Origin of the sequence: Trinickia mobilis, assembly GCF_017315705.1 — a bacterium.
In the GTDB taxonomy this organism is placed as follows: Bacteria; Pseudomonadota; Gammaproteobacteria; order Burkholderiales; family Burkholderiaceae; genus Trinickia_A; species Trinickia_A mobilis.
This window is the reverse complement of the sequence record NZ_JAFLRF010000012.1, coordinates 204,658-230,160: the sequence shown is the minus strand read 5'-3', so window position 1 is coordinate 230,160 and position 25,503 is coordinate 204,658. Positions and strand designations below refer to the sequence as shown.

Sequence of the window (25,503 nt, the reverse complement as noted above, 5' to 3'; positions counted from 1 at the left end):
GCACCGACGTGTTCGCGCGGTACGGCGACGAGGCCGATGCGGAGATCGCGAAGATCATCGATCAGAACGAGACGGCCGCAGAGGCGAACGCTGCGCAGCCGGCCCGGTGACACGCTGAGAACCGGCGTTACTGCGGGTCGCTTGGAATTTGAATTGGAGGATCTGACGTTGGACACGCTGCAAACGATGCGGATATTCGTCCGAATTGTCGAAGAGGGTAGCTTTACCAGCGCTGCGCAACGCGTGGACATCACAACCGCCCGTGCATCACGCGCAATTACCTACCTGGAAGCCCACCTACGTACCCGACTCCTCAACCGCACCACCCGAAGCATCGCGCTGACAGAGGCAGGGCAACGCTATTTGCAGCGTTGCCAACAAATTCTCGCCTGTATCGATCAGGCGGAGGCTGAAGCAGCAGACGCACTGGCTCGTCCGTCCGGTCGTTTGCGAGTGCATGCGATGCAGGGCTTTGGTCAGACGTACCTGGTGCCGGCCATCATGCGTTATCAGCAACGTTATCCCGCAGTGTCGGTCGATCTGACATTGTCTCAGCATGTGCCCGATATCATCGACGAGGGTTATGACGTCTCCATCCAAATGAGCACGACTCAGTTACCAGACTCGGGATTCATATCCCTTCGGCTTGGGACGGTGCACAGCGTGCTGTGCGCCTCGCCGGACTATCTGCACGAACGCGGAACGCCAGACCGCGTCGCGGGACTTGCCTGCCACTCGTGCCTACAGTACGTCACCTCGCTCTTTCCGCACGATCGCTGGGATTTGGATGGACCCCTCGGCTGGGAAACATTCGAGCTTCCGCCGACGGCCTTTCAGGTGAATCTTCCGGACGCACTCAGCGCGGCGCTGCAGGAGGGCGAAGGGATCGGCGCCCTGCCTATGCCGTCAGCCGTACCCGCCTTGAAGAGCGGCTCGTTGGTGCGTGTATTACCGGACCATCAACTGCAAAAACTGACGGCCTATGTACTGTATCCCTCGCGGCAATACCTCAGTGCCAAGATCGTGACATTCGTCGAGTTCTTGCGGGAAGTGGTGCCCCAGGCGCTAGCTGCCGACCAGGCAGCGTTGAGATGACAGCAGGTCTACTGTCCGTCATGCCTGGATTTGGGACTCGACGTGGATTCGCTACAAGACCGGATGGGCCCGTCCTGCAAAAGCCGGGCCATTTCAGCGAATTTTGCCTACACTTCGAAGTACATCACATTGTGATCTTTTGTCTCCTGGCGTCGCCAATAATCAGAGGGAGTCAGATCCATGTTTCAACAAATCCTCAATCCGACCGGCAACCTGTTCCTGTCCTGGTTGCTGGCTCTGGTGCCCGTAGTCATTCTCCTCGTCCTGCTCGCCGTCTTCAGGCTCTCCGCCTGGCTTTCCGTGCTGATCGGCGCGATCGTCACCTTTATCCTGGCTGCGGTGGTCTGGGGCATGCCGCTGGCAACGGGGATACGGGCTTATGTCTATGGTTCGCTGACGGGGATCTGGGCGGTCGACTGGATTACTTTCTGGGGCGTGATGCTCTTCAATTCGCTGACGCTCACCGGCGTATTCGATGACTTCCGCCGCTGGCTGACCGCCCAGGGCACCGCTGACGTGAGAGTTCAGACGATCCTGTTTGCGTGGGCTTTCGGCGCATTGCTCGAGGGGTTGGTCGGATTCGGCTACCCCTGGGCGTTTGTGGCGCCAATACTAATCGGGCTCGGCATTCCGGATCTCGATGCAATCCGCGTTGCGGCGCTCGCCAACAACGCCCCCGTTTCCTACGGCGCGCTCGGCGTACCGATCCTCGCGCTGGGGGCCGTGACCGGCCTGCCGGTACTGGCGCTGTCAGCTTCGGTCGCGCATATCGTGGCGGTACTTGCATTACTGCCGCCATGGGTATTGATCTATCTCGTGTCCGGACGAACCGGCTTGAGGGACGGCTGGCCGCTGGCGGTGGTCGGCTCGCTCGCTTATATCGCCGGGCAATATCCGGTCGCGGTGTTCCTGGGCCCCTATTTGCCGGACGTGACCGGCTCGATCGTCTGCTTTGCCGCGCTGTTCGTGCTGCTCAGGTTCTGGCGCCCGAAACGCACGCTTGGCTACGGCGGAACGCCGATCGATACGGATCGTGCGAACGCGGCCAACGCGCCGCACGGCATGACCAGCGCGCAAGTTTTGCGAGCATGGCTGCCATTTATCGTGCTGATCGTTGTGGTGGTGCTGTGGACGGGCCCATGGTCGCCACTGCCGAAGATCGTCTGGCTCAAGCTCTCTGTGTCGGCAGCGTCGTCGATTCACGGGGGCGCCGCGGTGGGCGCGGTATTTTCCTTCGCGCCATTTATCGGCGGCACGGCAATCTTCGTCGCTTGGCTGATCACGGTGCTCCTGATCGGCATGAAGCCCGCACAGTATGCGCAGGCGTTCAGCCGCACCTGGCATCAGATGTGGGGCGCCTTCCTTGTCGGCGTCTTCATATTCGGCCTCGCGTATATCTTCAATTTCTCGGGCATGGCAGCCTCGCTTGCCGAGGGATTTTCGAAGATCGGAGTCGCGTACATCATCGTCGCCCCGATCCTTGGCTGGATCGGCGTGGCGCTTTCAGGCAGCAATACGTCGACCAATGCGATGTTCGGTTTCTTCCAGGTGACAGTCGGGCGGTTGCTCGGCTTCCCAATCCTGCTCCTGCCGTCGCTCAACTCGGTGGGCGCCGAGGTAGGGAAGCCGGTCGCGCCGCAAACGACGAGTGTGGGCGTCGCAACAAGCCGGTTTGTGCGCAATGAAGGTGAGGTCATCCGGCACAACATGGGGTGGACATTCATCCTGCTCGGTTACCTGATCCTCATCGGCGTGGGCTTTTACCTGCTGGCACCGGGAGTGATGACGCTGGCAGCGGGCCGCTAGCCGCGGTCGTTCACCACATCGTTCCGATTCCACCATCCGCCGCCGACGGCCTGAAAGAGCGCGACGGTATCGGAATACCGGATGGCCTGCGCCTGTACGAGGCTGATACGGGCCTGCTGGTACGTCCGTTGAGCGTCGAGCAGCGCAAGATAGCTGATTGCGCCAGCGCGGAACTCGCGCTGGGACGCAGCGAGGCTGTCCGCCGCGGCGCGTTCGGCCGCGGCCGCGGCCGCGACCGCATCCGCATCCGATTGCAGCGCTCGCAACGCATCAGCCACGTTCTGGAACGCCGTGATGACCGTGTAGCGGTACTGCGCCGCCGCGGCATCGAAAGCGTCAAGCGCGGCGCGGCGCCGGTGCAGCAGCGTCCCGCCTTCGAAGAGAGGCTGCGTGAGTCCCGCTCCCAGGTTCCAGATCGCGCTTCCCGGTGTGAACAGCGTAGCGGTGGCCTCGCTGCCGTAGGAGGCGCTGAGCGTGAGCTGCGGCAGCATGTTGGCGGTCGCGACGCCGACCTCGGCGCTGGCGGCATGCAGTTGCGCTTGCGCTGCGAGGATGTCCGGACGCTGTTCGACGAGTTGCGAGGGCAGGCTGACCGGCAGCGTCTCAGGCAACTGCAGCGATGCGAGATCAAAAGCCTCGGCGAGTTCGTCGCTCGGAAAGCGGCCGAGATACGCCGTGAGTTGATCGCGGGTCTGCGCAAGCTGCTTTTGCAGCGGCGGCAACTGCGCACGTGCCTGCGCGAGCGTAGCGGCTTGCGCCAGCACCGCCGTGTTGGCCGCGGCGCCGATCGCAAACTGCCGTTTCAACCCCGCGAGTTGCTGCGTCTCGATGTCGATGATCTCCTGAGTTGCCGCGATCTGCGCCCGCAACGAGGCCTCCTCGACCGCTGCCGTCGCGACATTCGAAGTCAGGGCCAGATAGCTCGCCTCAAGTTCGAAGCGCTCGTACTCGGCTTGTGCGGCGAGCGATTCGATCTGTCGGCGCGCGCCGCCCCAGACATCGAGAAGATAGGTGACACTCACGGTGGCGTTGTTGAGTCTGAAGACCGGCAGCGCGGTCGCGACACCGAACTGCGAGCCCGAGATCTTCTCGCGGGCAGTCGAGATGCCGGCGCTCACCGTCGGGAAAAGCGCGCCTTCGCCGGCTTGGACTGCCTCGTTGGCCTCGCGAAGGGTCGCCTGCGCCGCCTGCAGGCTCGGGTTGGACTCGAGCGCACGTTCTACGAGTGCGTTGAGCTCGGGCGAGTGGAACAGCGTCCACCATTGCCCCGGAATGTCGAGGGCCTGCACGAAGCGCTGCGCCTCGCCGCCATGGCCGTCCGACGCAACGGTCCGGCCGGGCAGCGGCTCCCGCGTATAGCCTGTGACTTGTGGCGGAGCGGGTGGCGCGAAGTCAGGTCCAACTTCGCAGCCGGCGAGCAGGACCGCCGCCGAAAGGGCTGCACCGGCAGTGCAGCGGCAACGCGCGGTACGGGACCCACGCGCAGGGCCGGTGCTCGAGGTCATCGCTGCGTGCTCCCCGTGGTCGCGGCCGGTTGCGATGGTTTCGCCGAAACCGGCTTCACCGCCACACCGGCGCTGATCTTGAGGAGATTGCCGACGACGACCGATTCGCCCCGGGCGACGCCCTTCCTGACCGCGACGAGCGGACCGTAGTCCGGGCCGAGGGTCACGTAGCGCTGCTCGACCCGGGCGTCCGAGCCGACGACGTAGACGTATTTGCCGAGCTGGTTCGAGCCGACGGCGACTTGTGGCACCAGCAGCGTATTGGGCGCGTCCGCAACGTGCAGGCGCACGCGGATGAATTGCCCAGGCAGCAACGTGTGATTCGGGTTCTCGATCGTCGCGCGCGCGGTAATGGTGCCGGTGCTGCGGCCGACGCTGTTGTCGAGAAACGTGAGCCTGCCGCGGTATTGCGGCGTCGCCTCCTGACCGACGATCACCTCGGCCGGGATGGCCCCCCTCGCCTGAACCTGCTGGATGCCGGCGAGATCGGTGTCCGGCGGATTGAAGGTTGCATAGATAGGGTCGAGCTGCACGAGGGTGTTGAGTTGCGTCCCGGCATTGCTGATGAGCGCGCCTTCATGCACGAGGCTCAGGCTGAGACGCCCGGCAAACGGCGCGCGGATGTCCGTATAGTCGAGATTGAGTTGCGCCGTCTCGATGAGCGCATGGTCCGCCGCGAGCGCGGCCCTGTCCTGATGCTCGGTGCTCGCCGATTGCTGCAGTGTGTCGATCGACACGTCGCCCGTTTCGCTCATCACCGCGTTGCGATGATGGCTCGCCGTCGCATATTCGAGCGCCGCCGCATCCTTTGCAGCCTGAGCCTTCGCCTGATCGAGCACCGCCTGGTAACTGCGCGGATCGATCTGATACAGGAGCTCGCCCCTGCTCACGTCGGAGCCGTCGGGCGCGGCATGTTTCACCAGGTAGCCGGTCACCTGCGCCTGAAGCGTGACGCTGCGAACGGCGTCTGTGGTGCCGACATATTCAAGGAAAACCGGCACGCTATGCTCGACCACCTGGGTCACCGGCACCTCGACTGCGGCGACTGGGTCAGGGGCGGGGGGGCTGCCGGCAGCCTGACGCGGCCGCCCACCCGTGAACGACAGCACACCGACGAGCACGGCGATCGCGAGGCCTGCAGCCACAACGCGGATTTTGCCGATTCTCATCGCACCGTTGCTCCCCGTTCAATCTCCGGACGTCGCCCGGCTGCGGTCCCCGGGCGCGGGACCGATACGCTTCAGCACGGCTTCACGCCAGCGCTCGATCACCGTATAAAAGATCGGCACGAACCCCAGGCTGAGCAAGGTGGCCGCAAGCATGCCGCCCACCACGGTGGTGCCGATCGACTGACGGCTCGCGGCGCCGGCGCCGGAGGCGACCATCAAGGGCACGGCGCCAAAGATGAAAGCGAACGCGGTCATGAGGATCGGGCGCAGACGCAGGCGGGCCGCCTCGGTCACCGCGTCGACGATCTCAAGGCCGGCTTCGCGACGCCGCTTGGCGAACTCGACGATCAGGATCGCGTTCTTCGCCGCCAGCCCGATCAGCAGGACGAAGCCGATCTGCGCATAGATGTCGACCTGCATGCGGCGCAACCAGAGCAGCCCCAGCGCGCCGAACAGCGCGAGCGGCACCGTGAGGATGATCGTGAACGGCAACGTCCAGCTCTCGTACTGTGCCGCGAGGAACAGAAACACGAAGGCGAGTGCGAGCGCGAAGACCACGCCCGCGACCGAGCCGGCCTGCAACTCCTGATAGGTGATGCCCGTCCAGTCATAGCCGAAATCCGCCGGCAGGACGCGCGCCGCGCGCTCCATTGCCGCGATCGCCTGACCCGAACTGTAGCCCGGCGCCGCACTGCCGGTGATCTCTGCGGCGCCATAGAGGTTGTAGCGAGGCACCGTGTCCGGTCCCACGGTTGGCTGGAGCCCGCCGAGCGTGCTCAGCGGCACCATGTTTCCGGCGGCGTTGCGCACGTAGAGCCGCGACAAGTCGCTCCTGTTCCCACGTGCGTTGTCGTCGGCCTCCAGCAGCACCTCGAACGTACGGCCGAACAACGTCACATTGTTGACGTAAAGCGAGCCGAGATAGATCTGCATCGTATTGAAGACGTCGCCCAGATTGAGCCCGAGCAGCTTTGCCTTCACGCGGTCGAGATTGAAATCGAATTGCGGCGTCGAGGTGTTGTAGCTGGTGAGGAGGGTTCGCCGCTCGAGCTCGGGCTGTTGCCGCGCGGCGGCGAGAAAAGCCTGGGTCGCCTGGTCGAGCGCGGCGCTGCCCCGGCCGCCAAGGTCTTCGATTTCGAAATCGAAGCCGCCGAACGTGCCGAGCCCGGCGATGGTCGGCGGAATCAGCGCAAGCACCACGGCCTCCGGAATCCGGGCGAGCTTAGGCTGCACCGTGGCAATGAGCTCGGCGACGCTCTGCGTCGCGCCCCGCTCGTCCCATGGCTTCAGGATCACGAATTGGGCGGCGCTGTTCGAAGTCGTGCTGCGGGTGATGAAATTCAGACCGCTGATGGACAGCACGTTCGCCACGCCGGGCGTCGCCCTGAGGATCCCGCGCGTCTTCTCCACCACCGCCTCGGTGCGTTGCAGCGAGGCGCCGTTCGGGAGTTGCGTGATCACGTAGAAATAGCCCGGATCTTCGACCGGCAGAAAGGCGGAAGGGATCGTCGAATGGAGCAGCCACGTGATGCCGAGCCCGCCCGCGAAGAGCGCCAGCGCGAACCATCGCAGGCGGATCAAGCCGCGCAGCGAAGCCACGTATTGGCTGCGCGCCCAGTCGAAGCCCGCGTTGAACTTCCGGAACACGACGAACCGCGGCGGTTCGTCCCGCCGCAACAGCAGCGCGCAGAGCGCCGGACTGAGCGTCAGGGAATTAAAGGCCGAGAGCGCCACGGAAATCGCGATGGTCAGCGCAAACTGATTGTAGAGACGGCCCGTGACGCCCGGCAGAAAGGCGATCGGTACGAACACGGCGCCGAGCACCGCCGAGGTGGCGACGATCGGTCCCGTCACTTCGCGCATCGCCGCTTTCGCCGCCGCCATGGGGGCAAGCCCGCTGTCGAGCTGGCGCTCGACATTCTCGACCACGACGATCGCATCGTCGACGACCAGGCCGATCGCGAGGACCATGCCGAGCAGGCTGACCGTGTTCAGCGAAAAATCGAGAACCAGCATGATCGCGAGGGTGCCGACGAGCGCCACCGGAATCGCAATCATCGGAATGATCGTGGTCCGCCAGCTCTGCAGGAAGAGGAACACGACACCGAGGACCAGCAGCATCGCGAAGCTCAGCGTCTTCATCACCTCGATCATCGAGGCGGACACGAACATGGTGGTGTCGTAGGTGATGCCCCACGCCATCCCTTTCGGGAAGCGTTTCGCAAGCGTCTGCATCGTCGCCTTGACGCGCTTGTCGAGGTCGAGCGCGTTCGCGCTCGGCAACTGGAAGACGGCGAGCAGCGCCGCCGGGTGTTCGTTCACCGACGCGCTCGAGGTGTACTGCAGCGCGCCCAGATCGGTGCGCGCCACATCGCGCAGATACACCGCCGCGTCGCTCGTGGTGCCGGAGCGCAGCACAATGTTGCCGAATTGCTGCGCGTCCGCCAGTTGGCCCTGGGTGTTGATCTGGTATTGAAACGTCGTACCCGATGGCGCCGGTGCCTCGCCGAACTTGCCCGCGGCGACCTGCACGTTCTGCTCGGCGATCGCGTCCCGGACATCGGTGGCCGTCATGCCGAGCGCGGCGAGCTTGTCGGGATCGAGCCAGACGCGCATCGAGTAGCGGCGTTCGCCGAAGATCGTGACATCGCTCACCCCGGGCAGGCGCTTGAGCGGGTCGACAAGCTGGAGATACGCGTAGTTGCTGAGGGTGACCGGATCGATCGAACCATCGGGCGAATAGAGATTCACCGCCAGAACGAAGTTCGGGTTCTGCTTCTGGATGGTGATGCCGGCCTGATTGACGATGCTGGGAAGCTGCGCCGTCGCCTGCGAGACGCGGTTCTGCACGTCGACCGCGCCGATGTCGATGTTATAGCCGACGTTGAACGTGACGGTGATCGTCGAGGTGCCGTCGTTGGCGCTCACCGACGACAGATAACTCATGCCCGGGACGCCGTTGATCTGCTCCTCGAGCGGCGTGGTGACGGTGTCCGCCACCACCTGCGCGCTCGCGCCCGTGTACGTCGACTTGACCAGGACCTGGGGAGGCGTAATCTGCGGAAACCGCTCCACCGGCAGGTTGAACCAGGCGATGAGTCCCGCGAGCACCATGATGATGGCGATCGACGATGCGAAGATCGGACGCTCGATAAAGAAATCGATCATTGACCTCGCCCCGACTCCCAGCTAGCTTGACGGAAACGCACCGGTTTAGTTTCCGCTGTCGGTAGACAATGTCAATAGGCCTGGATCGTGACGCGCAAAACGCTGACTCAACGAACCCGATCGGGCGGGCGACCTACCCTTCAGGAATCCGAAGAGCGTCTGCAGCGCCTCCTCGATGTTGCACAGCGCCATTTTCTGATCGCTGGATATCGCGGGACTAGCCTTGAAGGCATCGCGCGAGAAGCGGGGATTGCAAAAAAGACGTTGTACGATCGATTCGGCAGCAAGGCGGGCTTGTTCGGCGCGATCGTCGAAACGCTGCGTCGCTCATGGATTGCGCAGCTCGGCGACATCGTGCTCGATTCGCGCCGACCGGAGCAGGTGCTCGAGAAGGTCGCCCTCCACCTGCTGGACGTGGGCACGCGGCCCGACATGATCGAACTGTATCGCCTGCTTCTGATCGAGGCCTATCGTTTTCCCGAACTCATCAACGGCTATTACGACAAGCAGGGTGGACTTCGCGGCATGGAGCCGCTTTCGGACTATCTTCGTTCGGCGACCGCCGACGGCGTGCTGCAGCTCGATGACGTTGCGCTTGCCGCCGAACAGTTTCTGCATCTGGTACTCGGCGGGGTCCGCGCGCGGATGCTGCTTGGCGCCGGCAAAAGGCGCCCCAGCCCGTCGGAACGCAACAGAGTTGCGCATCAAGCTGTCCGCATCTTCCTCGCCGGATGCAAAGTGCATTGACCGGGCACGTTCTGGACTTATGCAAGGCCGCCTCTATCGCATACTTGGTTTTTGAAGGGGAGACTGAATGATGCACCGCGGGCGCTACGGAGCCGTGGCCCAATTCTTCCACTGGGCGACGGCGGTCTTTGTTCTGGTCGCCTTCACATTTGGCCCCGGAGGGTCCGAGCAGCGCGTATACGCACACGCCCGCGACTTCGACCGGCAGCTCCACGAGACGTTGGGATTGTGCGTGCTCGCGCTTGTCGTAATGCGCGTGCTGTGGAGGATAGTCGACACGCAACCGGATCCTCCTCAGGTTTCGCTTTGGATGCGCGTCGCGGCGAAGGCCGTGCAATGGACGCTGTATCTGTTTCTCTTTGCGCTCCCGCTCACCGCTATCGTCGGCGCGTGGCTCGAAGGGCATCCCCTGACGCTCCTCGCGGGACTGGAGATTCCGCCATTCCTCGGGGTTTCACACAAGGCTGGCGCGACCGTCGCAACGATTCACACCTGGCTAGGCGATGCGATCCTATGGCTCGCGGGGTTTCATGCGCTCGCCGGGCTCTACCATCACTTCGTCCTCAAGGACGGCGTTCTCGTCTCGATGCTCCCGCGCTGGCTTCCCCTGCGGCGATCGAACGGTGATTAAGGAATACATGACGGCATCGGGTCGAATCCGAGGTTCGTCAGCGTCTGCGCGTCGGCATGGGCAGGATGACATAAGGCTGCCGGTTGGAGCGCGCCCTGGTCCCACACTCGAAAGCGTCGAGAGACAGGGACGGGAGGCAGTCCGTTTGCGCCGCTGGCGAAGGCAGTCTCGGCGCTGAATTCAGTTGTCATGCTGCCCTGGCTGTCTCCTTCTGGATCTTCCCCTAAATATTTGCGCACGATCTGCGGGATTTCCCTAGGTTCGGTTCGGGGCTTCGCGGCGGACTGAAGGCGCCCTGAGCTCGCCATGTTCGCGCTATTGTCGAAGGACCCAAACGTCGACGCGCATCAGTTGTAACTCATTGTTTATTAGGCGGAATTTGCGGAGCAATAGGCTGCCGTCAGGGGCGGAGAATTCAAACTTAAGTGATCGAAGTTCAAAGTTGAATGAATCCCGACAGCAGCTTTGTTCCCGCCTTGAATTTGTCAGAACCGGTCCATATAATTAGCACTCGCTGCACGTGAGTGCTAACAAGATTTCCGCCTGGCCATACCGGGCGGTTTTACTCAGCGTTCTTCAGTCTCAATCAAGAGAGGAGTGTGTATGAACCTTCGTCCTTTGCACGATCGCGTCATCGTGAAGCGTTTGGATCAAGAAACCAAGACCGCATCGGGCATCGTGATCCCTGACGCCGCCGCAGAAAAGCCGGATCAAGGCGAGGTGCTCGCCGTCGGCCCGGGCAAGCGCGATGACAAGGGCGCGCAAATCGCCCTCGACGTGAAGGTTGGCGATCGCGTCCTGTTCGGCAAGTACGCCGGCCAGACCGTCAAGGTCGACGGCAACGAGCTGCTCGTGATGCGCGAAGAAGACATCATGGCAGTCGTCCAGAAGTAACTTGCCCCGGTTCGTATTCTCAAAGATTTCAAGGAGTTAGAAGATGGCAGCTAAAGACGTCGTATTCGGCGATTCCGCTCGTGCCAAGATGGTCGAGGGTGTGAACATCCTCGCCAACGCTGTGAAGGTCACGCTGGGTCCGAAGGGCCGCAACGTAGTGCTCGAGCGCAGCTTCGGCGGCCCGACGGTCACCAAGGACGGTGTGTCGGTCGCGAAGGAAATCGAGCTGAAGGACAAGCTCCAGAACATGGGCGCGCAAATGGTCAAGGAAGTCGCTTCCAAGACCAGCGACAATGCCGGCGACGGTACGACGACCGCTACGGTCCTCGCACAATCGATCGTTCGCGAAGGCATGAAGTACGTCGCATCGGGCATGAACCCGATGGACCTGAAGCGCGGCATCGACAAGGCCGTCACTGCAGCCATCGACGAGCTGCGCAAGATCAGCAAGCCCTGCACGACCAACAAGGAAATCGCGCAAGTCGGCGCGATCTCGGCGAACAGCGATACGTCGATCGGCGATCGCATCGCTGAAGCCATGGACAAGGTCGGCAAGGAAGGCGTGATCACCGTCGAAGACGGCAAGTCGCTGTCGGACGAGCTGGACGTCGTCGAAGGCATGCAATTCGACCGCGGCTACCTGTCGCCGTACTTCATCAACAACCCGGAAAAGCAAGTCGCCGTCCTCGAAAACCCGTTCGTGCTGCTGCACGACAAGAAGGTTTCGAACATCCGTGACCTGCTGCCGGTGCTCGAGCAAGTCGCGAAGGCCGGCCGTCCGCTGCTGATCATCGCAGAAGACGTCGAAGGCGAAGCGCTGGCTACGCTCGTGGTCAACAACATCCGCGGCATCCTGAAGACCGTTGCGGTCAAGGCCCCGGGCTTCGGCGATCGTCGCAAGGCGATGCTCGAAGACATCGCGATCCTGACGGGCGGCCAAGTGATCGCCGAAGAAACCGGCCTCACGCTCGAGAAGGCATCGCTGGCTGAGCTGGGCCAGGCGAAGCGCATCGAAGTGGGCAAGGAAAACACGACGATCATCGACGGCGCCGGCGAAGCGAAGAACATCGAAGCGCGTGTGAAGCAAGTGCGCACGCAAATCGAAGAAGCCACGTCGGACTACGACCGTGAAAAGCTGCAAGAGCGCGTGGCGAAGCTGGCCGGCGGCGTGGCAGTGATCAAGGTCGGCGCTGCGACCGAAGTCGAAATGAAGGAAAAGAAGGCACGTGTCGAAGACGCCCTGCACGCAACGCGCGCAGCCGTTGAAGAAGGCATCGTGGCAGGCGGCGGCGTTGCGCTGATCCGCGCTCGCTCGGCAATCGCCGGCCTGAAGGGCGCGAACCCCGACCAAGACGCCGGCATCAAGATCGTGCTGCGCGCGATGGAAGAGCCGCTGCGTCAGATCGTGACCAACGGCGGCGAAGAAGCGAGCGTCGTGGTGGCAGCGGTTGCGGCTGGCAAGGGCAACTTCGGCTACAACGCGGCGACCGGCGAGTACGGCGACCTGGTTGAAGCCGGTGTCGTCGACCCGACGAAGGTGACGCGCACGGCGCTGCAAAACGCAGCTTCGGTCGCTGGCCTCTTGTTGACGACCGACGCAGCCGTTGCCGAACTGCCGAAGGAAGATTCTCCGATGCCTGGCGGCATGCCCGGCGGCATGGGCGGCATGGGCATGGACATGTAAATTCGGCGGGGCCGTTCGCGGCGTTGCTGGAGAGACATGGAGGGACGCGCCGCGAGGCGCGTGCCCTCAAAGAAAAACCCGCAGCAATGCGGGTTTTTTTATGTCCCATGCAACGCTGCCTGCATGTTCAGTGCGATCAGTGCCGCGCTTCGCCCGGAGGCGCATCGGGTGCGCTTTCCGGCGGCGCATCGTCCTCTTCGTTGTTGCGCGCCCAGAAGAAACGGTCGGGCAAATACGCGCCCATGCCGGGACGGAACGCGTTGCGCGCCGCTTGATACAGATACTCCTGTGCTTCACGCGCCGCTTCCGCCGGCTCTTGGCCGTTCGCGAGCAGCGCCGCGATCGCCGCGCCGAGCGTGTCGGTGATGCCCATGATGCGATGAGCGGGGCGATCCCACATGTCCTGCCGCAGTTGGCCCTCTTCGGAGAAGAGCGTGTTGACGAGCCGGTGCGTGCCGGTTTCGGTCGACAAGATGTATTCCGCGCCTTGTGACAACAAATGCGAGATCGCCGCGTCGAGCGTCGGCGTATCGGCATCGCCGTCCGGCTGCGCGAGCGCAAGCAGCGTGGCGTGATCGGCGACGAGCAGCGTCGTTTGCGGCGCGAGCAGATCGGCGATCGATTCGCGCAACTCGTCGGCGGCGAGCACGTGCTCGTCGTCGAGCGTGAAATCGGGGGCGAGGATCAGCGGGATGTCGTCGTAATCGGCGACGACTTCGGCGATCGCGCTCACTACTTCAGCGCGCGTGGCGGCGCCGATCTTGAATGCGGCGATCGGCATGTCCTCCAGCAGCATCCGCGCTTGCGTCGCGACCGTATCGGGATCGAGGCCCGTGACTTCGTCGCAGCTCGCCGAGTCGCGCACCGTGTAGCCGGTGAGCACGGTGACGCCGTGGCAACCCATGCTCGCCAGCGTCAGCAAGTCGGCTTGCAGGCCGGAGCCGCCTGTCGGGTCGGACAGGCCGAAGGTAAGGACGATCGGAAGGGTCTCGCTGGACATGAACAGTGTGGAAGAAGGGGAGATCTCGCCACGCACCCGCGGTGTTAAGCGGGCACATAGCGTGCAGGTGGCTCAATTATGCGGCTTTATTTGCGCGCTGCGCCGTTTTTTCCTTATTTGATCCTGGTCGCCCGAGCCGCAATCGGCGCACCCGCCGGGGGCGGATCGCTGGCGAGTCGGGCGGCAAAACGGTACCATCATGGCTCTTTGATCAACGCATTTTTCGACGCGGCATAAGAATGGAATATAGAAGCTGGATGTGCCTGATTTGCGGCTGGATTTACGACGAAGAAGCCGGCTTGCCCGAAGAAGGCATTGCCCCGGGCACGCGCTGGGAAGACGTTCCGATCAACTGGACGTGTCCGGAGTGCGGCGCGCGCAAGGAAGACTTCGAGATGGTCCAGATCTGACGGGTTCGGCGAGGGGCGGCTCGGGGTGGGCACGGTACGCGAGCTCCTGTCGTGCGCTGGCCCTTTTTGTTGATTCGCCAAGGCTGTTTGTTTCACCACCGAGGCGGTCCGCCGGATAGTCGATTCGCCGGACCGTATCCGTCAAATCGCGTCGCCGCACCGGACGCCAGCTTGTCCGCGCCCCGAAGGCGCGGTTCGAGAGTGGTCGTATCGCATGGCTATGACACCGGGTTCAACCGTCCCCGCGAGTTTCGAAGCACTGCCCAATGCGCGCGGCGCAGCGGTGCGTGCGGCCGAGACGGCGCTGATCGATGCCCAGCGCGGATTCAGCGCACACGCCGACATCACTGCACCGCTGATCCGCGCCGCGGCGGCGCTGCGCCAGGCCGGCTGGCACGCGGCACAGCGCTTTGCCGACACGCTCGTGCTCGCGTCGCCGTTTTCCGGCGGCGATTTCGCCCGGCGCTTCGGCGTCGCGCTCTACGATTTCCAAGCGGCAATCGAGCGGCGCAATCTGCGCGAACTCGCCTGTTCCGCGACCCTTTTCGACCACTATCGCGAACTCAGCGCGCGCCTCACGCAGCACACGCATGCGTTCGAAGTCGCTTACGAGGACCTCGCGCTTGCGTACCGGCCTATCCCGCCGGCCACGTTGCGGGCGGTGCCCGCGCAACGGCTCGCGCGCTTGCGGGCGAGCTACGAAGCTGCGCTGCTTTTCGTCTTGCGCGGCCACTCCGCGGCTGATAGCGCGCTCGAGGAAATCGACGCGTGCATGGCCGAGCTTGCCGGCCCCGATCCTTACGATGCGTGGCGTTTGGCCTCGGGCTGCTCGAAGGCGCTGCGCGCGAGCGGCCGGGCAGCGTCGGGCGCGGCCGACGCCAAGCGCTTCTACGCGCGCTGCAATCTGCTGCTCGCCGACCAGGCGCGCGGCATCGCGATGGCGCCGCGTTCGTTCGTGCGCGCGACGCTCGCGATCCTGTGGCGCGACTACGCGCTCTACGGCGCGGCCGCTGAAGATGCCGACCAAGTCACGCTGCTCAACGACTACGGCTTGACCGTCGACTGGCACGTCGCGGGGACGCAGGCGTCCGAGGCGCTGTGGGAGGCGGGCGCGGCCGAGGCCGAGCAGCAGGCCACCGGCCGCGCGGTGCTCACGCGCGAACTGGGCGTATTGAGCGTCAACGCCAATGCGTATGAGGATTTCCTGCAGACCGCCGAGGCGTCGATCGACGCGCTTTCGAAACACGCGAGCGCGGCGAACGGCGCCGCGAAGGACGATGCCGGCGCCGCGCTCCTGGCCAGCGACGCGGCTTACCGGCTCGGCGCTGCCGCGTGCGCGCTCGGGCTCGGCCATGTGGCGCTGCTTTCCGATGCGTTGGGTCTCGCTTGGCGGCGCCGCGCGCACGCGGGCGCCGCGGCGCCCGAAGCGCATTCGCGCGCGGTGATCGATGCGCCCGACAGCGCGTCGGTCTCACGCGCAACCGAGACGCTGCGCGCGATGCTGCTGCGCGTGGCTGCCGGCGTCGCGCCGCCCGATTCGCAGCAGGCGCTCGCGGCGCTGACCCAGGCCATCGAGCGCGGCCGGGAAGGCCCTTTCGCTTCCCGCGGCACGCCATAGCGTGCCCGCCGTTCCACCCCTTGCCGACGCCTCCCTGCTGCGGTTCGTCACGACGTCATCCTGGTGTGTGCAAGCCGCTTCAAGGCGGCCGTGGGCGCAGCGTAAGCGCGTGATAGAGTGCAGTATGGTCCGAGGCCGCGGAACCAGGCAAAAGCCGCCTGGCGTGCGGTCTTGTCGGCCATCCCGCGTCGTCTTTGCTATAAAATTCGAACCATGTCCAAGAGTACCGATCGCATCAATTTGACCAACCAGTTCCTGATCGCCATGCCCAACATGGTGGATCCCACGTTTTCAGGGACTGTGGTCTACCTTTGCGATCACAGCGAGCGTGGCGCGCTCGGCCTCGTCATCAACCGGCCGACCGACATCGACCTGGAATCGCTCTTCAATCGCATCGATCTCAAGCTCGAGATCGAGCCTCTGCTGCATGTCCCTGTCTACTTCGGCGGCCCGGTGCAAACCGAGCGCGGCTTCGTGCTGCACGAGCCCGTCGAGGGCAGCTCTTACACGTCGTCGATGGTGGTGACGGGCGGGCTCGAGATGACCACGTCGAAGGACGTGCTCGAAGCCGTCGCGAGCGGCAAGGGTCCCGAACGCTTTCTGCTGACGCTCGGCCATGCCGGCTGGGGTGCAGGCCAGCTCGAAGAGGAAATCTCGAAGAACGGCTGGCTCACCGTCGAGGCCGACCCGAAAATCGTTTTCGAAGTCCCCGCGGAAGACCGGCTGGAAGCGGCGCTTGCGCTGCTCGGCGTGTCGCTGTCGATGCTCTCCGGCGAGGCAGGGCACGCATGAACAAGCCGGTCGGGCGTGAGGCGACGCTGCTTGCGTTCGATTACGGCGAAAAGCGCATCGGCGTCGCCATCGGCAATTCCCTCACGCGCCATGCGCGCGCACTCGTCGTCCTGCAGAACCGCAACCGCGAATACCGCTTCGAAGCCGTCGGCAAGCTGATCGGCGAGTGGAAGCCGGACGCGCTCGTGGTCGGCCTGCCGTGCCACCCGGACGGCACGCCGCACGCAATGACGCAGCTCGCGAAGCGCTTCGGCAATCAGTTGAACGGCCGTTTCAATCTGCCGGTGACCTGGGTTGACGAGCGCTACTCGTCGGTCGAGGCCGAGGCCGATATCCGCCAAGGCGCCGCGCGCGCCGACATGCTCGACGCCGAAGCCGCGCGCATCATCCTTCAACAATATCTGGACGGACTCTCCGACGATCATGAGCTTCATTGATGCGCAAGCGCTTTATCGCGCGTTGCTCGAGCAGATCCGCTCGGCGTACGGTGCTTCGTTTAGCGCGCCCGACGGCCCGGTGCTCGCCGGCATCTACAGCGGCGGCGCGTGGCTCGTCGAGCGGCTCGCGAAGGATCTGGGCGCGGCCGAATTCGGCGTCGTCAACATCGCGCTGCATCGCGACGACTACGCGAAGAGGGGCCTGCATATCCAGGCAAGCCCGACGTCGCTGCCGTTCGACGTGAACAATCGCCGCATCGTCCTCGTCGACGACGTGCTGTGCACCGGCCGCACCGTGCGCGCGGCCTTGAACGAGCTGTACGACTACGGGCGTCCCGCCGCCGTGGAGCTCGCGGTGCTCGCCGATCGCGGCGGACGCGAAATGCCGGTGGCGGCGCGCTTTGTCGGCGGCGCGGTCGAGGTGGGCGCCGATGCGACGCTCGTGCTCGCGCGCGGGGACGACGGACGCTTTACGTTTCACACTGAAGCACGCGCTCTCTGAGCGCCGCAACTTAAACTCCGAACACGCAAATCGCGGAACCGGCGCCGTGCAACGCTTGCCCACAGCCCGCGCCGGCCTGCCCGGCGGTCGCGGGCAATTTGCCAATCACGTCCAGCAAACGTTTGAATTATCAGGCACATCGTCAACTACCCCGCCCTTGAGGGCGGAACTCGTGAGAGCAGTTTTGCGAGCTCGGGTTGACCAGGCAAAGCGGTATCCAGCCCGCTACGTTGCGAGCAGGTGCAAGACCAACGTTGGGATGCTTCCTCAGTCCCAACCTCTTGAAGCCCCGGTTGCAGACATGCGACAGGGTAAGCACGAAACGGATCGGGGCAGATCGCCGGTTCGCAACATTGCCGAGGGGAGACCTCCCGAGGGAGGCGTCACAAGGCCCGTAAGGGCGTCGTTTAAGGGAGACGTACATTGGCTGTTTTCGTGCTGGATAGCAGTGGCACGCCGCTCATGCCATGCAGCGAGAAACGCGCGAGGTTGCTGCTCAAGCGTGGCCGCGCACGCGTGCATCGCGTTCTGCCGTTCGTGATCCGACTGGTCGACCGTCGCAACGAGGCGAGTGCCTTCCAGCCGCTGCGCGTTAAGCTCGATCCGGGTAGTCGTATCACTGGTATCGCGCTCGTGCGCGAATGCGCGGCGGGGAGCGTCGTGGTGCTCAACCTTTTCGAATTGATCCACCGTGGTCGCCAGATTTCGATGGCACTTACCGCTCGCCGGGCTTTTCGCCGGCGCCGGCGGGGTGCGAACCTTCGTTACCGCGCCCCGCGATTTGAGAACCGGCGCCGTCGTGAGGGTTGGCTTGCGCCGAGCCTGCGACACCGCATCGACACGGTAATGACTTGGGTCAAGCGACTTTGCCGCTGGGCGCCCGTCATGGCAATGAGCAGCGAACTTGTGCGCTTTGACATGCAGGCGCTCGCCAATCCGGAGATCGGCGGAGTTGAGTATCAGCAGGGCACGCTGGCCGGCTACGAGGCGCGCGAGTATCTGCTTGAGAAGTGGGGCCGTCAGTGCATCTACTGCGACGCGCAGGACCGACGCCTTCACCTGGAGCACCTCATTGCCCGCGCACGGGGCGGCAGTAATCGCGTGGGCAACCTTGGCTTGGCGTGTGGGAACTGCAATCAGGACAAGGGCCCGCGCGAGTTGCGCGAATACGTCCAGGACCCGATTCGCCTTGCCAAGATCCTCGCCACGGCGAGTCGGCCGATGCCCGACGCGGCGGCCGTCAATGCCACGCGCTGGGCCCTCGTCGCCGCGCTAAAGGGCACCGGGCTACCTCTCGAGACGGGAAGCGGCGGCCGGACCAAATGGAATCGCACGCGGCTCGGACTAATGAAGACGCATGCCCTCGACGCGGCCTGTGTTGGGCAACTGCAGTCGATCGCAGACTGGCGGCGGCCGACGCTTGTGATCAGGGCGACCGGACGGGGGAGCTACCAGCGCACACGGCTAACCCGACACGGCTTCCCGCGCGGCTATCTGATGCAGTCGAAGCTGGTGCGGGGCTTCCAGACCGGGGACTGCGTGCGCGCGGAGGTCCCGAGCGGCAAGAAGGTCGGTTGCCATGTCGGCCGTGTGGCTGTGCGGGCCAACGGCAATTTCAATATCCAGACGCCAGTAGGCGTCGTGCAAGGCATCAGCCATCGGCACTGCCGCCTGGTGCAGCGGGCCGACGGCTACGGCTACCACTTTCAACCTTCGGATAGCATCTACAAAGGAGAAGCGGGAGCAGGTCGTGCCTTGCACGACGCGCTATCCCTCCCCAGCCTGAAGGCTGAGGTTTCCCGCACAACCGGATGAACACCGTCACCCAGGGCCGCGCCGATAGCAGCGGCGAGGCCGCCCAAGGCGAGCGCTTTCGCTACGGCTTTCTGAAAGGCAACCCGCAGCTCACGAAGAACGGCGAGCTCAAGCACCTGCTGACGATCGAAGGCCTGCCGCGCGCGATCGTCACGCACATCCTCGATACCGCGGAACAGTTCGTCAGCGTGACGGACCGCGAAGTGAAGAAGGTGCCGCTGTTGCGCGGCAAATCGGTGTTCAACCTGTTCTTCGAGAACTCGACACGCACGCGCACGACGTTCGAGATCGCCGCGAAGCGCCTGTCCGCGGACGTGATCAACCTGAACATCAACGCATCGTCGACGAGCAAGGGTGAATCGCTGCTCGACACGATCAACAACCTGTCGGCGATGCACGCCGACATGTTCGTCGTGCGCCATGCTTCAAGCGGTGCTCCGTACCTGATCGCCGAGCACTGCGCGCCGCACGTGCACGTGATCAACGCCGGGGACGGGCGCCACGCGCATCCGACGCAGGGCCTCCTCGACATGTACACGATTCGCCACTACAAGCGCGACTTCACGAACCTGCGCGTGGCGATCGTCGGCGACATCCTGCATTCGCGCGTCGCGCGCTCCGACATTCACGCGCTGACCACGCTCGGCGTGCCCGAGGTGCGCGCGGTCGGACCGCGCACGCTGCTGCCGGGCGGGCTCGAGCAAATGGGCGTGCGCGTCGTTCACAACCTCGACGAAGGGCTGAAGGACGTCGACGTGATCATCATGCTGCGCCTGCAGAACGAACGGATGAGCGGTGCGCTCTTGCCGTCGGCGCAGGAGTACTTCAAGAGTTGGGGCCTGACGCCCGAGCGCCTCGCGCTCGCGAAGCCCGATGCGATCGTCATGCACCCGGGCCCGATGAACCGCGGCGTCGAGATCGATTCGCAGGTGGCCGATGGCCCGCAATCGGTAATTCTGAATCAGGTGACGTTCGGCATTGCCGTGCGCATGGCGGTGATGGGCATCGTCGCGGGCAACAACGACTGAACGCACCGCACTCAACAGCACTGAAGCGACAGGAACGTGGAAAAAGGCAGCGCATGAAGATCCATATCGAAGGCGGCACGCTGATCGATCCGGCGTCCGGCACCGAACAACAGGCGGACGTATTTATCGCCGCCGGCAAGGTGGTCGCGATCGGCGCGGCGCCGGCCGATTTCAACGCGGCGAAGACCATCGACGCAAAGGGCCTCTATGTGGCTCCGGGTTTCGTCGACTTGTCGGCACGATTGCGCGAGCCGGGCTACGAGCACAAGGCGACGCTCGTCTCCGAAATGGCCGCCGCGCTCGCGGGCGGCGTGACGAGCCTCGTCTGCCCGCCGGATACCGACCCCGTGCTCGACGAGCCGGGCCTCGTCGAAATGCTGAAGTTCCGCGCGCGCAATCTGAATCAGGCGCACGTGTACCCGCTCGGTGCGCTGACGGTCGGGCTCAAAGGACAGGTCATCACCGAGATGGTCGCGCTGACGGAATCCGGCTGTATCGGTTTCTCGCAAGCGGACCTGCCGATCGTCGATACGCAAGTGCTGCTGCGCGCGCTGCAATATGCGAGCACCTACGGCTATACCGCATGGCTGCGCCCGCTGGACGCGTATTTGGCGAATGGCGGCGTGGCGGCGAGCGGCGCCGTGGCATCGCGGCTCGGTTTGTCGGGCGTGCCGGTGTCGGCCGAAACGATCGCACTCCATACGATTTTCGAATTGATGCGCGTGACGGGCGCACGGGTGCATCTGTCGCATCTTTCGTCGGCGGCGGGCATCGCGCTCGTGCGCGAAGCGAAGGCCGAAGGGCTGCCCGTGACGTGCGATGTCGCCGTGAATCACATCCACTTGATCGACGTCGACATCGGCTACTTCGACGCGCAGTTCCGGCTCGACCCGCCGTTGCGAGGCCAGCGCGACCGCGACGCGATTCGCGCGGGCCTCGTCGACGGCACGATCGATGCGGTCTGCTCGGACCATACCCCGGTCGACGACGACGAAAAGCTGCTGCCGTTCGGCGAAGCGACGCCGGGCGCGACGGGCCTGGAACTGCTGCTGTCGCTGACGGTGAAGTGGGCGAGCGAAGCGGGCGTGCCGCTCGCAAAGGCGCTGAGCCGCATCACCAACGCCCCGGCCGACGTGCTGAAGCTGCCCGCCGGGCGCATCGAGGCGGGGGGCACGGCGGACCTGTGCGTCTTCGATCTGGGCGCGCACTGGCGCGTCGAGCCGCGCGCGCTGAAGAGCCAGGGGCACAACACGCCGTTTCTCGGCTACGAACTTCCGGCACGGGTGCGCGCGACGATCGTCGCCGGACACCTCGCCTTCGAACAGCACTGACGCACACACGGACTGTCACGATGAATATTGCGCTTCGCAAGCTGAGGCTCGTCACGCATTTGCTGCACGGCATGTGGACCGTCGCGACGCGCTTCCCGCACGCGACCTACGAGCAGAAGCTCGAAATGAACCGCACGTGGTCGCTGAAGATGCTGCGTCTCGCGGGCATGCGCCTCGTCGTGCACAACGACGAAGCGCGGCTCGATCACGGCGCGCTGGTGGTCGGCAATCATGTGTCGTGGATCGATATTTACGTGATCAACGCATGGCGACCGACGCCGTTCGTCTCGAAGGCCGAGATCCGCAATTGGCCCGTGGTGGGGTGGCTTGCGCACCAGCTTGGCACCGTGTTCATTCAGCGCGAAAAACGCAGCGACGCGAAGCGGATCATGCACGAGCTGGCGGACCGGCTGAGCTCGGGCGAACTGATGTGCGTGTTTCCGGAAGGCACCACGTCCGACGGGCTCGCGTTGCTGCCGTTTCACGCGAATATGTTTCAGGCCGCGGTGTCGGCGGGGTGTCCGGTGCAGCCGATTTGCCTGATGTATGAGGATGCGCGGGGCCGGCAATCGACGGCGCCCGCGTATATCGGCGACATGTCGCTTGCCGATTCGCTGAATGCGGTGCTTCGCGGCGGGCCGCTGACGGCGCACTTGTACGTGGGCGCACCAATCGTGGCGGGACCGGACCGGCGTTCATTGGCCGCGCAGGCGCAGGAGTCGGTGGGGAGTGCGCTCGCAGAAATGCAAGCGGCTGTCGGCCGGCCGTTTGCGGATACTGTCCGGATCGGAACTGCGCCCGTCGAGCGGCCGATGGATGTGGGTGGGGCCGACGAGGCGGTCAGCTCGCGGCATTGAGTTGAGGGCGCGAGGCCTTCGTAGGCAATCGGAGAGTGAGCGAAGCTGCACGCATCACCGGATGCATGCGAATGCGCCGCTGTCGCTGTATTAGCGTGGCGACCGTGCGAAGCGAATATTGCCGCGGACGAACGCTTCGAGCTTGCTGACGGAAGTCGAGATGGCATCGCTGGCCGTGTCGATTGTCAGATTCGGCGACGGCGGCACTTCATATGCCGACGATACCCCGGTGAACTCGGGGATTTCTCCTCGACGTGCGCGCGCGTACAGCCCTTTCGGATCGCGCGCCTCGCAGCACGCGAGACTGCTGCTGATATGAACCTCGAAAAAGCGATCCCCGATGATCTCGCGAGCCAGCTTGCGGTGGACGATCAGGGGTGAGATCAGCGAGCAGATGACGAGGAAACCCTCCGCCTTGAACAGCGCGGCGACTTCGGCGGTGCGGCGGACGTTTTCGAGGCGATCGTTGTTGCTGAAGCCCAGGTCCGCATTCAGGCCCTTACGAAGTGCGTCGCCGTCGAGGACGACTGTCATGCAGCGCTGCGCCTGCAGGCGTTCGTTCAATCCGTTCGCGATGGTGGATTTGCCTGCACCCGACATGCCAGTGAGCCAGAGGACGCCGCCGCAATCGCTCGGCAATACGGCGACATCGCTGCGGGATTCGAGCGTGCGCCCGTGGGCCGATGCAGTGTTAGCCTGCAACTCGGATGGCGACAGTGCGGTATTGCCCAAGACGTTCCTCCAGCCAGACCCTCACAAAAATAAGCTTAATTGCATTCTGCGCAATCGACTTGCGCAACAGTTCGCTCAGCAGGATTCGCGGCGAGACGAACCGCCGACAGGCGATTGCCCCACACACATCCCGAATCGAGTCCGATCAAATTGTCTCGCATCAATAGACCGAGTGCGGCCCAGTGTCCGAACACGACGTTGACGTGCTCGGTCTGCCGCCCCGGTGCATCGAACCACGGCACGTAGCCTTGCGGTGCCGAATCGGGGCCGCCGTTGGCTGCGAACTCCATCGCGCCATCGGGCGTGCAGAACCGGATCCGGGTGAATGCGTTGAACGCGACGCGCATGCGGTCTGCACGCTTCAGATCGGGGCTCCATCGGCGAGGCTCATTCCCGTAAAGGTCCTTGAGCGTTTCGGTCCACGTCGGCGCGCGCAGCGCGCGCTGCAGTTCGTCGGCCAATTCGAGCGTCAGCGACACGTCCCACTGCGGCAGAACGCCCGCATGCACCATGAGCATGTCGTTCTCGAAATGCGCGAACGGACGCTGACGGACCCACTCGATCAGGTCGGCGGCGTCGGGGGCGGCGAGAATGTCGTCGAGCGTATCGCTGTTCTTGGTGCGGCGAATGCCGGCGGAGGCTGCGAGGAGGTGAAGATCATGGTTGCCGAGCACCGCGACCACACGCTTGCCGAACCCGACGACGTCGCGCAGCGTGGCGAGCGATTCCGGGCCGCGGTTGACCAAATCGCCGGCGAACCAGAGCGGGGTGTCGTCGCTGGGGGACAACTGCTTGAGCAAGCGCTGAAACGGGGTGCGGCAGCCTTGGAGGTCACCGAAGGCGAGTGGTTGGGGAGTGTGTTCGGTCATGGTCGGGTGGGGCGCGTACAGCGCCGCGGGGCAGCGTGTTCGGAGTGCGACTCAGTACTCATACTGCATTTCGGCAACAGATTTTGCCTAATAATGCAAAAAAATGAAAAGGTTTTCTTGGTTGCTTAAATTCACCGGCAAGCTTTGTCAAGCTGTTTCGAGTTGTTGGCGGCCTAGTTTTTACTACCCGCGGCTTTATAATTGCGGTCTCTGAAAATCTGCGCGCCCAGCGGTGGCCGGCCGGATAAAATTACTGCTTCCTAAAGTGCCTGAACACACCTACCGCTTGTTGCGACCGGCTTATAGTTCTTTGACCGCCTGCCGCGAACCTCATAAGGGAACCCCATGATCCTGGTAACGGGCGGCGCCGGCTTTATCGGCGCCAACTTTGTGCTTGATTGGCTGCGCGCTTCCGATGAAGCAGTCCTGAACATCGACAAACTCACGTACGCGGGCAATTTGCGTACGCTCAAGTCGTTGCAGGGCAACGCGAAGCATATCTTTGCACGAACCGATATCTGCGATCGGGCCGCTCTCGATTCACTCTTCGCCGAACACAAGCCGCGCGCGGTGCTGCATTTTGCGGCAGAAAGCCACGTTGACCGCTCGATCCATGGCCCGGCTGATTTCGTGCAGACCAACGTGGTCGGCACGTTCACGCTGCTCGAATCCGCGCGTAGCTATTGGAACACCCTGGGCGACGCCGATAAGGCCGCGTTCCGTTTCCTACACGTTTCGACCGACGAAGTGTTCGGCTCTTTGTCCGCCACCGATCCGCAATTCTCCGAAACAACGCCGTACGCTCCTAACAGCCCGTATTCGGCGACGAAGGCCGGCTCGGACCACCTGGTACGCGCCTATCAGCATACGTACGGCCTGCCGACGCTGACGACGAACTGCTCGAACAACTACGGCCCGTACCAATTCCCGGAAAAGCTGATTCCGCTGATGATCGCGAACGCGCTGGCGGGCAAGGCGCTTCCGGTGTATGGCGACGGGCAGAACGTGCGCGACTGGCTTTACGTGGGCGACCATTGCAGCGCGATCCGCGAGGTGCTGGCGCGCGGCAAGCCGGGGGAAACGTATAACGTCGGCGGCTGGAACGAAAAGAAGAATCTCGACGTCGTGAATACGCTGTGCGGCTTGCTGGACGAAGCGCGTCCGAAGGCGCAGGGCTCGTACCGCGACCAGATCACCTACGTGACGGACCGGCCCGGCCACGACCGCCGCTATGCGATCGATGCGCGCAAGCTCGAGCGCGAACTCGGCTGGAAGCCGGCGGAGACTTTCGAGACGGGGCTGGCGAAGACGGTCCGCTGGTATCTGGAGAATCAGGAGTGGGTGGACGAGGTGGATTCCGGTGAATATCGGAAGTGGGTGGAGACCAACTATGCGCAACGCGCATAAAGGACA

General features: G+C 64.0%; 22 protein-coding genes. 16 read left to right on the top strand and 6 right to left on the bottom strand.

Annotated features, from left to right (window positions below):
• Positions 1-168 precede the first annotated feature (168 nt).
• Together J3489_RS19035 and J3489_RS19030 are read left to right on the top strand one after the other, a co-directional pair.
• A complete protein-coding gene (locus J3489_RS19035) occupies positions 169-1,095 on the top strand; it encodes a LysR family transcriptional regulator (RefSeq protein ID WP_207000560.1) in 927 nt (308 codons plus the stop codon).
• A gap of 180 nt (positions 1,096-1,275) precedes the next feature.
• On the top strand, positions 1,276-2,901 hold the full coding sequence (locus tag J3489_RS19030; protein ID WP_207000559.1) for an L-lactate permease: 1,626 nt from the start codon (positions 1,276-1,278) through the stop codon (positions 2,899-2,901).
• On the opposite strand, the gene J3489_RS19025 is transcribed toward J3489_RS19030, so the two are convergent.
• From J3489_RS19025 to J3489_RS19015, 3 genes are read right to left on the bottom strand one after another with little or no spacing between them, the layout of a single operon-like run.
• On the bottom strand, positions 2,898-4,406 hold the full coding sequence (locus J3489_RS19025) for an efflux transporter outer membrane subunit (RefSeq protein ID WP_207000558.1): 1,509 nt from the start codon (positions 4,404-4,406) through the stop codon (positions 2,898-2,900). The genes J3489_RS19030 and J3489_RS19025 overlap by 4 nt on opposite strands.
• The gene (locus J3489_RS19020) at positions 4,403-5,575 is read right to left on the bottom strand and encodes an efflux RND transporter periplasmic adaptor subunit (protein WP_207000557.1); all 1,173 of its coding nucleotides are present in this window, start codon (positions 5,573-5,575) and stop codon (positions 4,403-4,405) included. Before J3489_RS19020 ends, J3489_RS19025 begins: the two co-directional genes overlap by 4 nt.
• 18 nt (positions 5,576-5,593) lie before the next feature.
• Complete coding sequence (locus tag J3489_RS19015) at positions 5,594-8,743, bottom strand: efflux RND transporter permease subunit (RefSeq protein ID WP_207000556.1); 3,150 nt, start codon at positions 8,741-8,743, stop codon at positions 5,594-5,596.
• An 87-nt stretch (positions 8,744-8,830) separates the two neighbouring features.
• Between J3489_RS19015 and J3489_RS19010 the strand changes: the two genes are divergently transcribed.
• From J3489_RS19010 to groL, 4 genes are all read left to right on the top strand, one after another.
• Positions 8,831-9,490, top strand: coding sequence for a TetR/AcrR family transcriptional regulator (locus J3489_RS19010; RefSeq protein WP_374193464.1), 660 nt, complete (start codon positions 8,831-8,833; stop codon positions 9,488-9,490).
• Positions 9,491-9,557: 67 nt separating this feature from the next.
• On the top strand, positions 9,558-10,121 hold the full coding sequence (locus J3489_RS19005) for a cytochrome b (RefSeq protein ID WP_207000554.1): 564 nt from the start codon (positions 9,558-9,560) through the stop codon (positions 10,119-10,121).
• Between the two features lie 603 nt (positions 10,122-10,724).
• Positions 10,725-11,015 carry a co-chaperone GroES gene (gene groES, locus J3489_RS19000; RefSeq protein WP_137333599.1) on the top strand — a complete coding sequence of 97 codons (291 nt, stop codon included), beginning with the start codon at positions 10,725-10,727 and terminating at the stop codon, positions 11,013-11,015.
• Positions 11,016-11,058: 43 nt separating this feature from the next.
• Positions 11,059-12,699: a chaperonin GroEL gene (gene groL / locus J3489_RS18995; RefSeq protein WP_207000552.1), complete on the top strand. Its 1,641-nt coding sequence runs from the start codon at positions 11,059-11,061 to the stop codon at positions 12,697-12,699.
• A gap of 136 nt (positions 12,700-12,835) precedes the next feature.
• Here the strand turns inward: groL and J3489_RS18990 are convergent, their stop codons facing one another.
• Positions 12,836-13,699 carry a hydroxymethylpyrimidine/phosphomethylpyrimidine kinase gene (locus tag J3489_RS18990; RefSeq protein ID WP_207000550.1) on the bottom strand — a complete coding sequence of 288 codons (864 nt, stop codon included), beginning with the start codon at positions 13,697-13,699 and terminating at the stop codon, positions 12,836-12,838.
• A 239-nt stretch (positions 13,700-13,938) separates the two neighbouring features.
• On the opposite strand from J3489_RS18990, the gene J3489_RS18985 reads away from it, so the two are divergent.
• The 9 genes from J3489_RS18985 (at position 13,939) to J3489_RS18945 (ending at position 22,489) form a co-directional block, all read left to right on the top strand.
• Entirely contained in the window at positions 13,939-14,109 is a 171-nt protein-coding gene (locus tag J3489_RS18985; protein WP_025527884.1) for a rubredoxin, read from the top strand.
• A 220-nt stretch (positions 14,110-14,329) separates the two neighbouring features.
• Complete coding sequence (locus J3489_RS18980) at positions 14,330-15,727, top strand: hypothetical protein (protein ID WP_207000579.1); 1,398 nt, start codon at positions 14,330-14,332, stop codon at positions 15,725-15,727.
• 213 nt (positions 15,728-15,940) lie between these two features.
• Positions 15,941-16,519 carry a YqgE/AlgH family protein gene (locus J3489_RS18975; RefSeq protein ID WP_207000548.1) on the top strand — a complete coding sequence of 193 codons (579 nt, stop codon included), beginning with the start codon at positions 15,941-15,943 and terminating at the stop codon, positions 16,517-16,519.
• On the top strand, positions 16,516-16,956 hold the full coding sequence (gene ruvX, locus J3489_RS18970) for a Holliday junction resolvase RuvX (protein ID WP_207000546.1): 441 nt from the start codon (positions 16,516-16,518) through the stop codon (positions 16,954-16,956). Before J3489_RS18975 ends, ruvX begins: the two co-directional genes overlap by 4 nt.
• Positions 16,943-17,458 (top strand): bifunctional pyr operon transcriptional regulator/uracil phosphoribosyltransferase PyrR, encoded by a 516-nt coding sequence (gene pyrR, locus J3489_RS18965; RefSeq protein ID WP_207000544.1) that lies wholly within the window; start codon positions 16,943-16,945, stop codon positions 17,456-17,458. Before ruvX ends, pyrR begins: the two co-directional genes overlap by 14 nt.
• 423 nt (positions 17,459-17,881) lie before the next feature.
• The gene (iscB, locus tag J3489_RS18960; protein WP_207000542.1) at positions 17,882-19,273 is read left to right on the top strand and encodes an RNA-guided endonuclease IscB; all 1,392 of its coding nucleotides are present in this window, start codon (positions 17,882-17,884) and stop codon (positions 19,271-19,273) included.
• On the top strand, positions 19,270-20,301 hold the full coding sequence (locus tag J3489_RS18955) for an aspartate carbamoyltransferase catalytic subunit (RefSeq protein ID WP_207000540.1): 1,032 nt from the start codon (positions 19,270-19,272) through the stop codon (positions 20,299-20,301). Before iscB ends, J3489_RS18955 begins: the two co-directional genes overlap by 4 nt.
• A 53-nt stretch (positions 20,302-20,354) precedes the next feature.
• The gene (locus tag J3489_RS18950) at positions 20,355-21,632 is read left to right on the top strand and encodes a dihydroorotase (RefSeq protein ID WP_207000538.1); all 1,278 of its coding nucleotides are present in this window, start codon (positions 20,355-20,357) and stop codon (positions 21,630-21,632) included.
• 20 nt (positions 21,633-21,652) lie between these two features.
• Positions 21,653-22,489 (top strand): lysophospholipid acyltransferase family protein, encoded by an 837-nt coding sequence (locus J3489_RS18945; protein ID WP_207000536.1) that lies wholly within the window; start codon positions 21,653-21,655, stop codon positions 22,487-22,489.
• Between the two features lie 90 nt (positions 22,490-22,579).
• Here J3489_RS18945 and cysC read toward each other — a convergent pair whose 3' ends face one another.
• Both cysC and J3489_RS18935 read right to left on the bottom strand, forming a co-directional pair.
• Positions 22,580-23,221 carry an adenylyl-sulfate kinase gene (gene cysC, locus J3489_RS18940; RefSeq protein WP_242540113.1) on the bottom strand — a complete coding sequence of 214 codons (642 nt, stop codon included), beginning with the start codon at positions 23,219-23,221 and terminating at the stop codon, positions 22,580-22,582.
• Between the two features lie 35 nt (positions 23,222-23,256).
• Complete coding sequence (locus tag J3489_RS18935; RefSeq protein ID WP_207000534.1) at positions 23,257-24,090, bottom strand: symmetrical bis(5'-nucleosyl)-tetraphosphatase; 834 nt, start codon at positions 24,088-24,090, stop codon at positions 23,257-23,259.
• 345 nt (positions 24,091-24,435) lie between these two features.
• Between J3489_RS18935 and rfbB the strand changes: the two genes are divergently transcribed.
• Positions 24,436-25,497 carry a dTDP-glucose 4,6-dehydratase gene (rfbB, locus tag J3489_RS18930; protein WP_207000532.1) on the top strand — a complete coding sequence of 354 codons (1,062 nt, stop codon included), beginning with the start codon at positions 24,436-24,438 and terminating at the stop codon, positions 25,495-25,497.
• Positions 25,498-25,503 lie beyond the last annotated feature (6 nt).

Coding starts and splice junctions, on each gene's coding strand:
- J3489_RS19030 (WP_207000559.1), top strand. CDS start 1,276: ATGTTTCAACAAATCCTCAATCCGACCGGCAACCTGTTCCTGTCCTGG.
- J3489_RS19025 (WP_207000558.1), bottom strand. CDS start 4,406: ATGACCTCGAGCACCGGCCCTGCGCGTGGGTCCCGTACCGCGCGTTGC.
- J3489_RS19020 (WP_207000557.1), bottom strand. CDS start 5,575: ATGAGAATCGGCAAAATCCGCGTTGTGGCTGCAGGCCTCGCGATCGCC.
- J3489_RS19015 (WP_207000556.1), bottom strand. CDS start 8,743: ATGATCGATTTCTTTATCGAGCGTCCGATCTTCGCATCGTCGATCGCC.
- J3489_RS19005 (WP_207000554.1), top strand. CDS start 9,558: ATGATGCACCGCGGGCGCTACGGAGCCGTGGCCCAATTCTTCCACTGG.
- groES (WP_137333599.1), top strand. CDS start 10,725: ATGAACCTTCGTCCTTTGCACGATCGCGTCATCGTGAAGCGTTTGGAT.
- groL (WP_207000552.1), top strand. CDS start 11,059: ATGGCAGCTAAAGACGTCGTATTCGGCGATTCCGCTCGTGCCAAGATG.
- J3489_RS18990 (WP_207000550.1), bottom strand. CDS start 13,699: ATGTCCAGCGAGACCCTTCCGATCGTCCTTACCTTCGGCCTGTCCGAC.
- J3489_RS18985 (WP_025527884.1), top strand. CDS start 13,939: ATGGAATATAGAAGCTGGATGTGCCTGATTTGCGGCTGGATTTACGAC.
- J3489_RS18980 (WP_207000579.1), top strand. CDS start 14,330: ATGACACCGGGTTCAACCGTCCCCGCGAGTTTCGAAGCACTGCCCAAT.
- J3489_RS18975 (WP_207000548.1), top strand. CDS start 15,941: ATGTCCAAGAGTACCGATCGCATCAATTTGACCAACCAGTTCCTGATC.
- ruvX (WP_207000546.1), top strand. CDS start 16,516: ATGAACAAGCCGGTCGGGCGTGAGGCGACGCTGCTTGCGTTCGATTAC.
- pyrR (WP_207000544.1), top strand. CDS start 16,943: ATGAGCTTCATTGATGCGCAAGCGCTTTATCGCGCGTTGCTCGAGCAG.
- J3489_RS18955 (WP_207000540.1), top strand. CDS start 19,270: ATGAACACCGTCACCCAGGGCCGCGCCGATAGCAGCGGCGAGGCCGCC.
- J3489_RS18950 (WP_207000538.1), top strand. CDS start 20,355: ATGAAGATCCATATCGAAGGCGGCACGCTGATCGATCCGGCGTCCGGC.
- J3489_RS18945 (WP_207000536.1), top strand. CDS start 21,653: ATGAATATTGCGCTTCGCAAGCTGAGGCTCGTCACGCATTTGCTGCAC.
- J3489_RS18935 (WP_207000534.1), bottom strand. CDS start 24,090: ATGACCGAACACACTCCCCAACCACTCGCCTTCGGTGACCTCCAAGGC.
- rfbB (WP_207000532.1), top strand. CDS start 24,436: ATGATCCTGGTAACGGGCGGCGCCGGCTTTATCGGCGCCAACTTTGTG.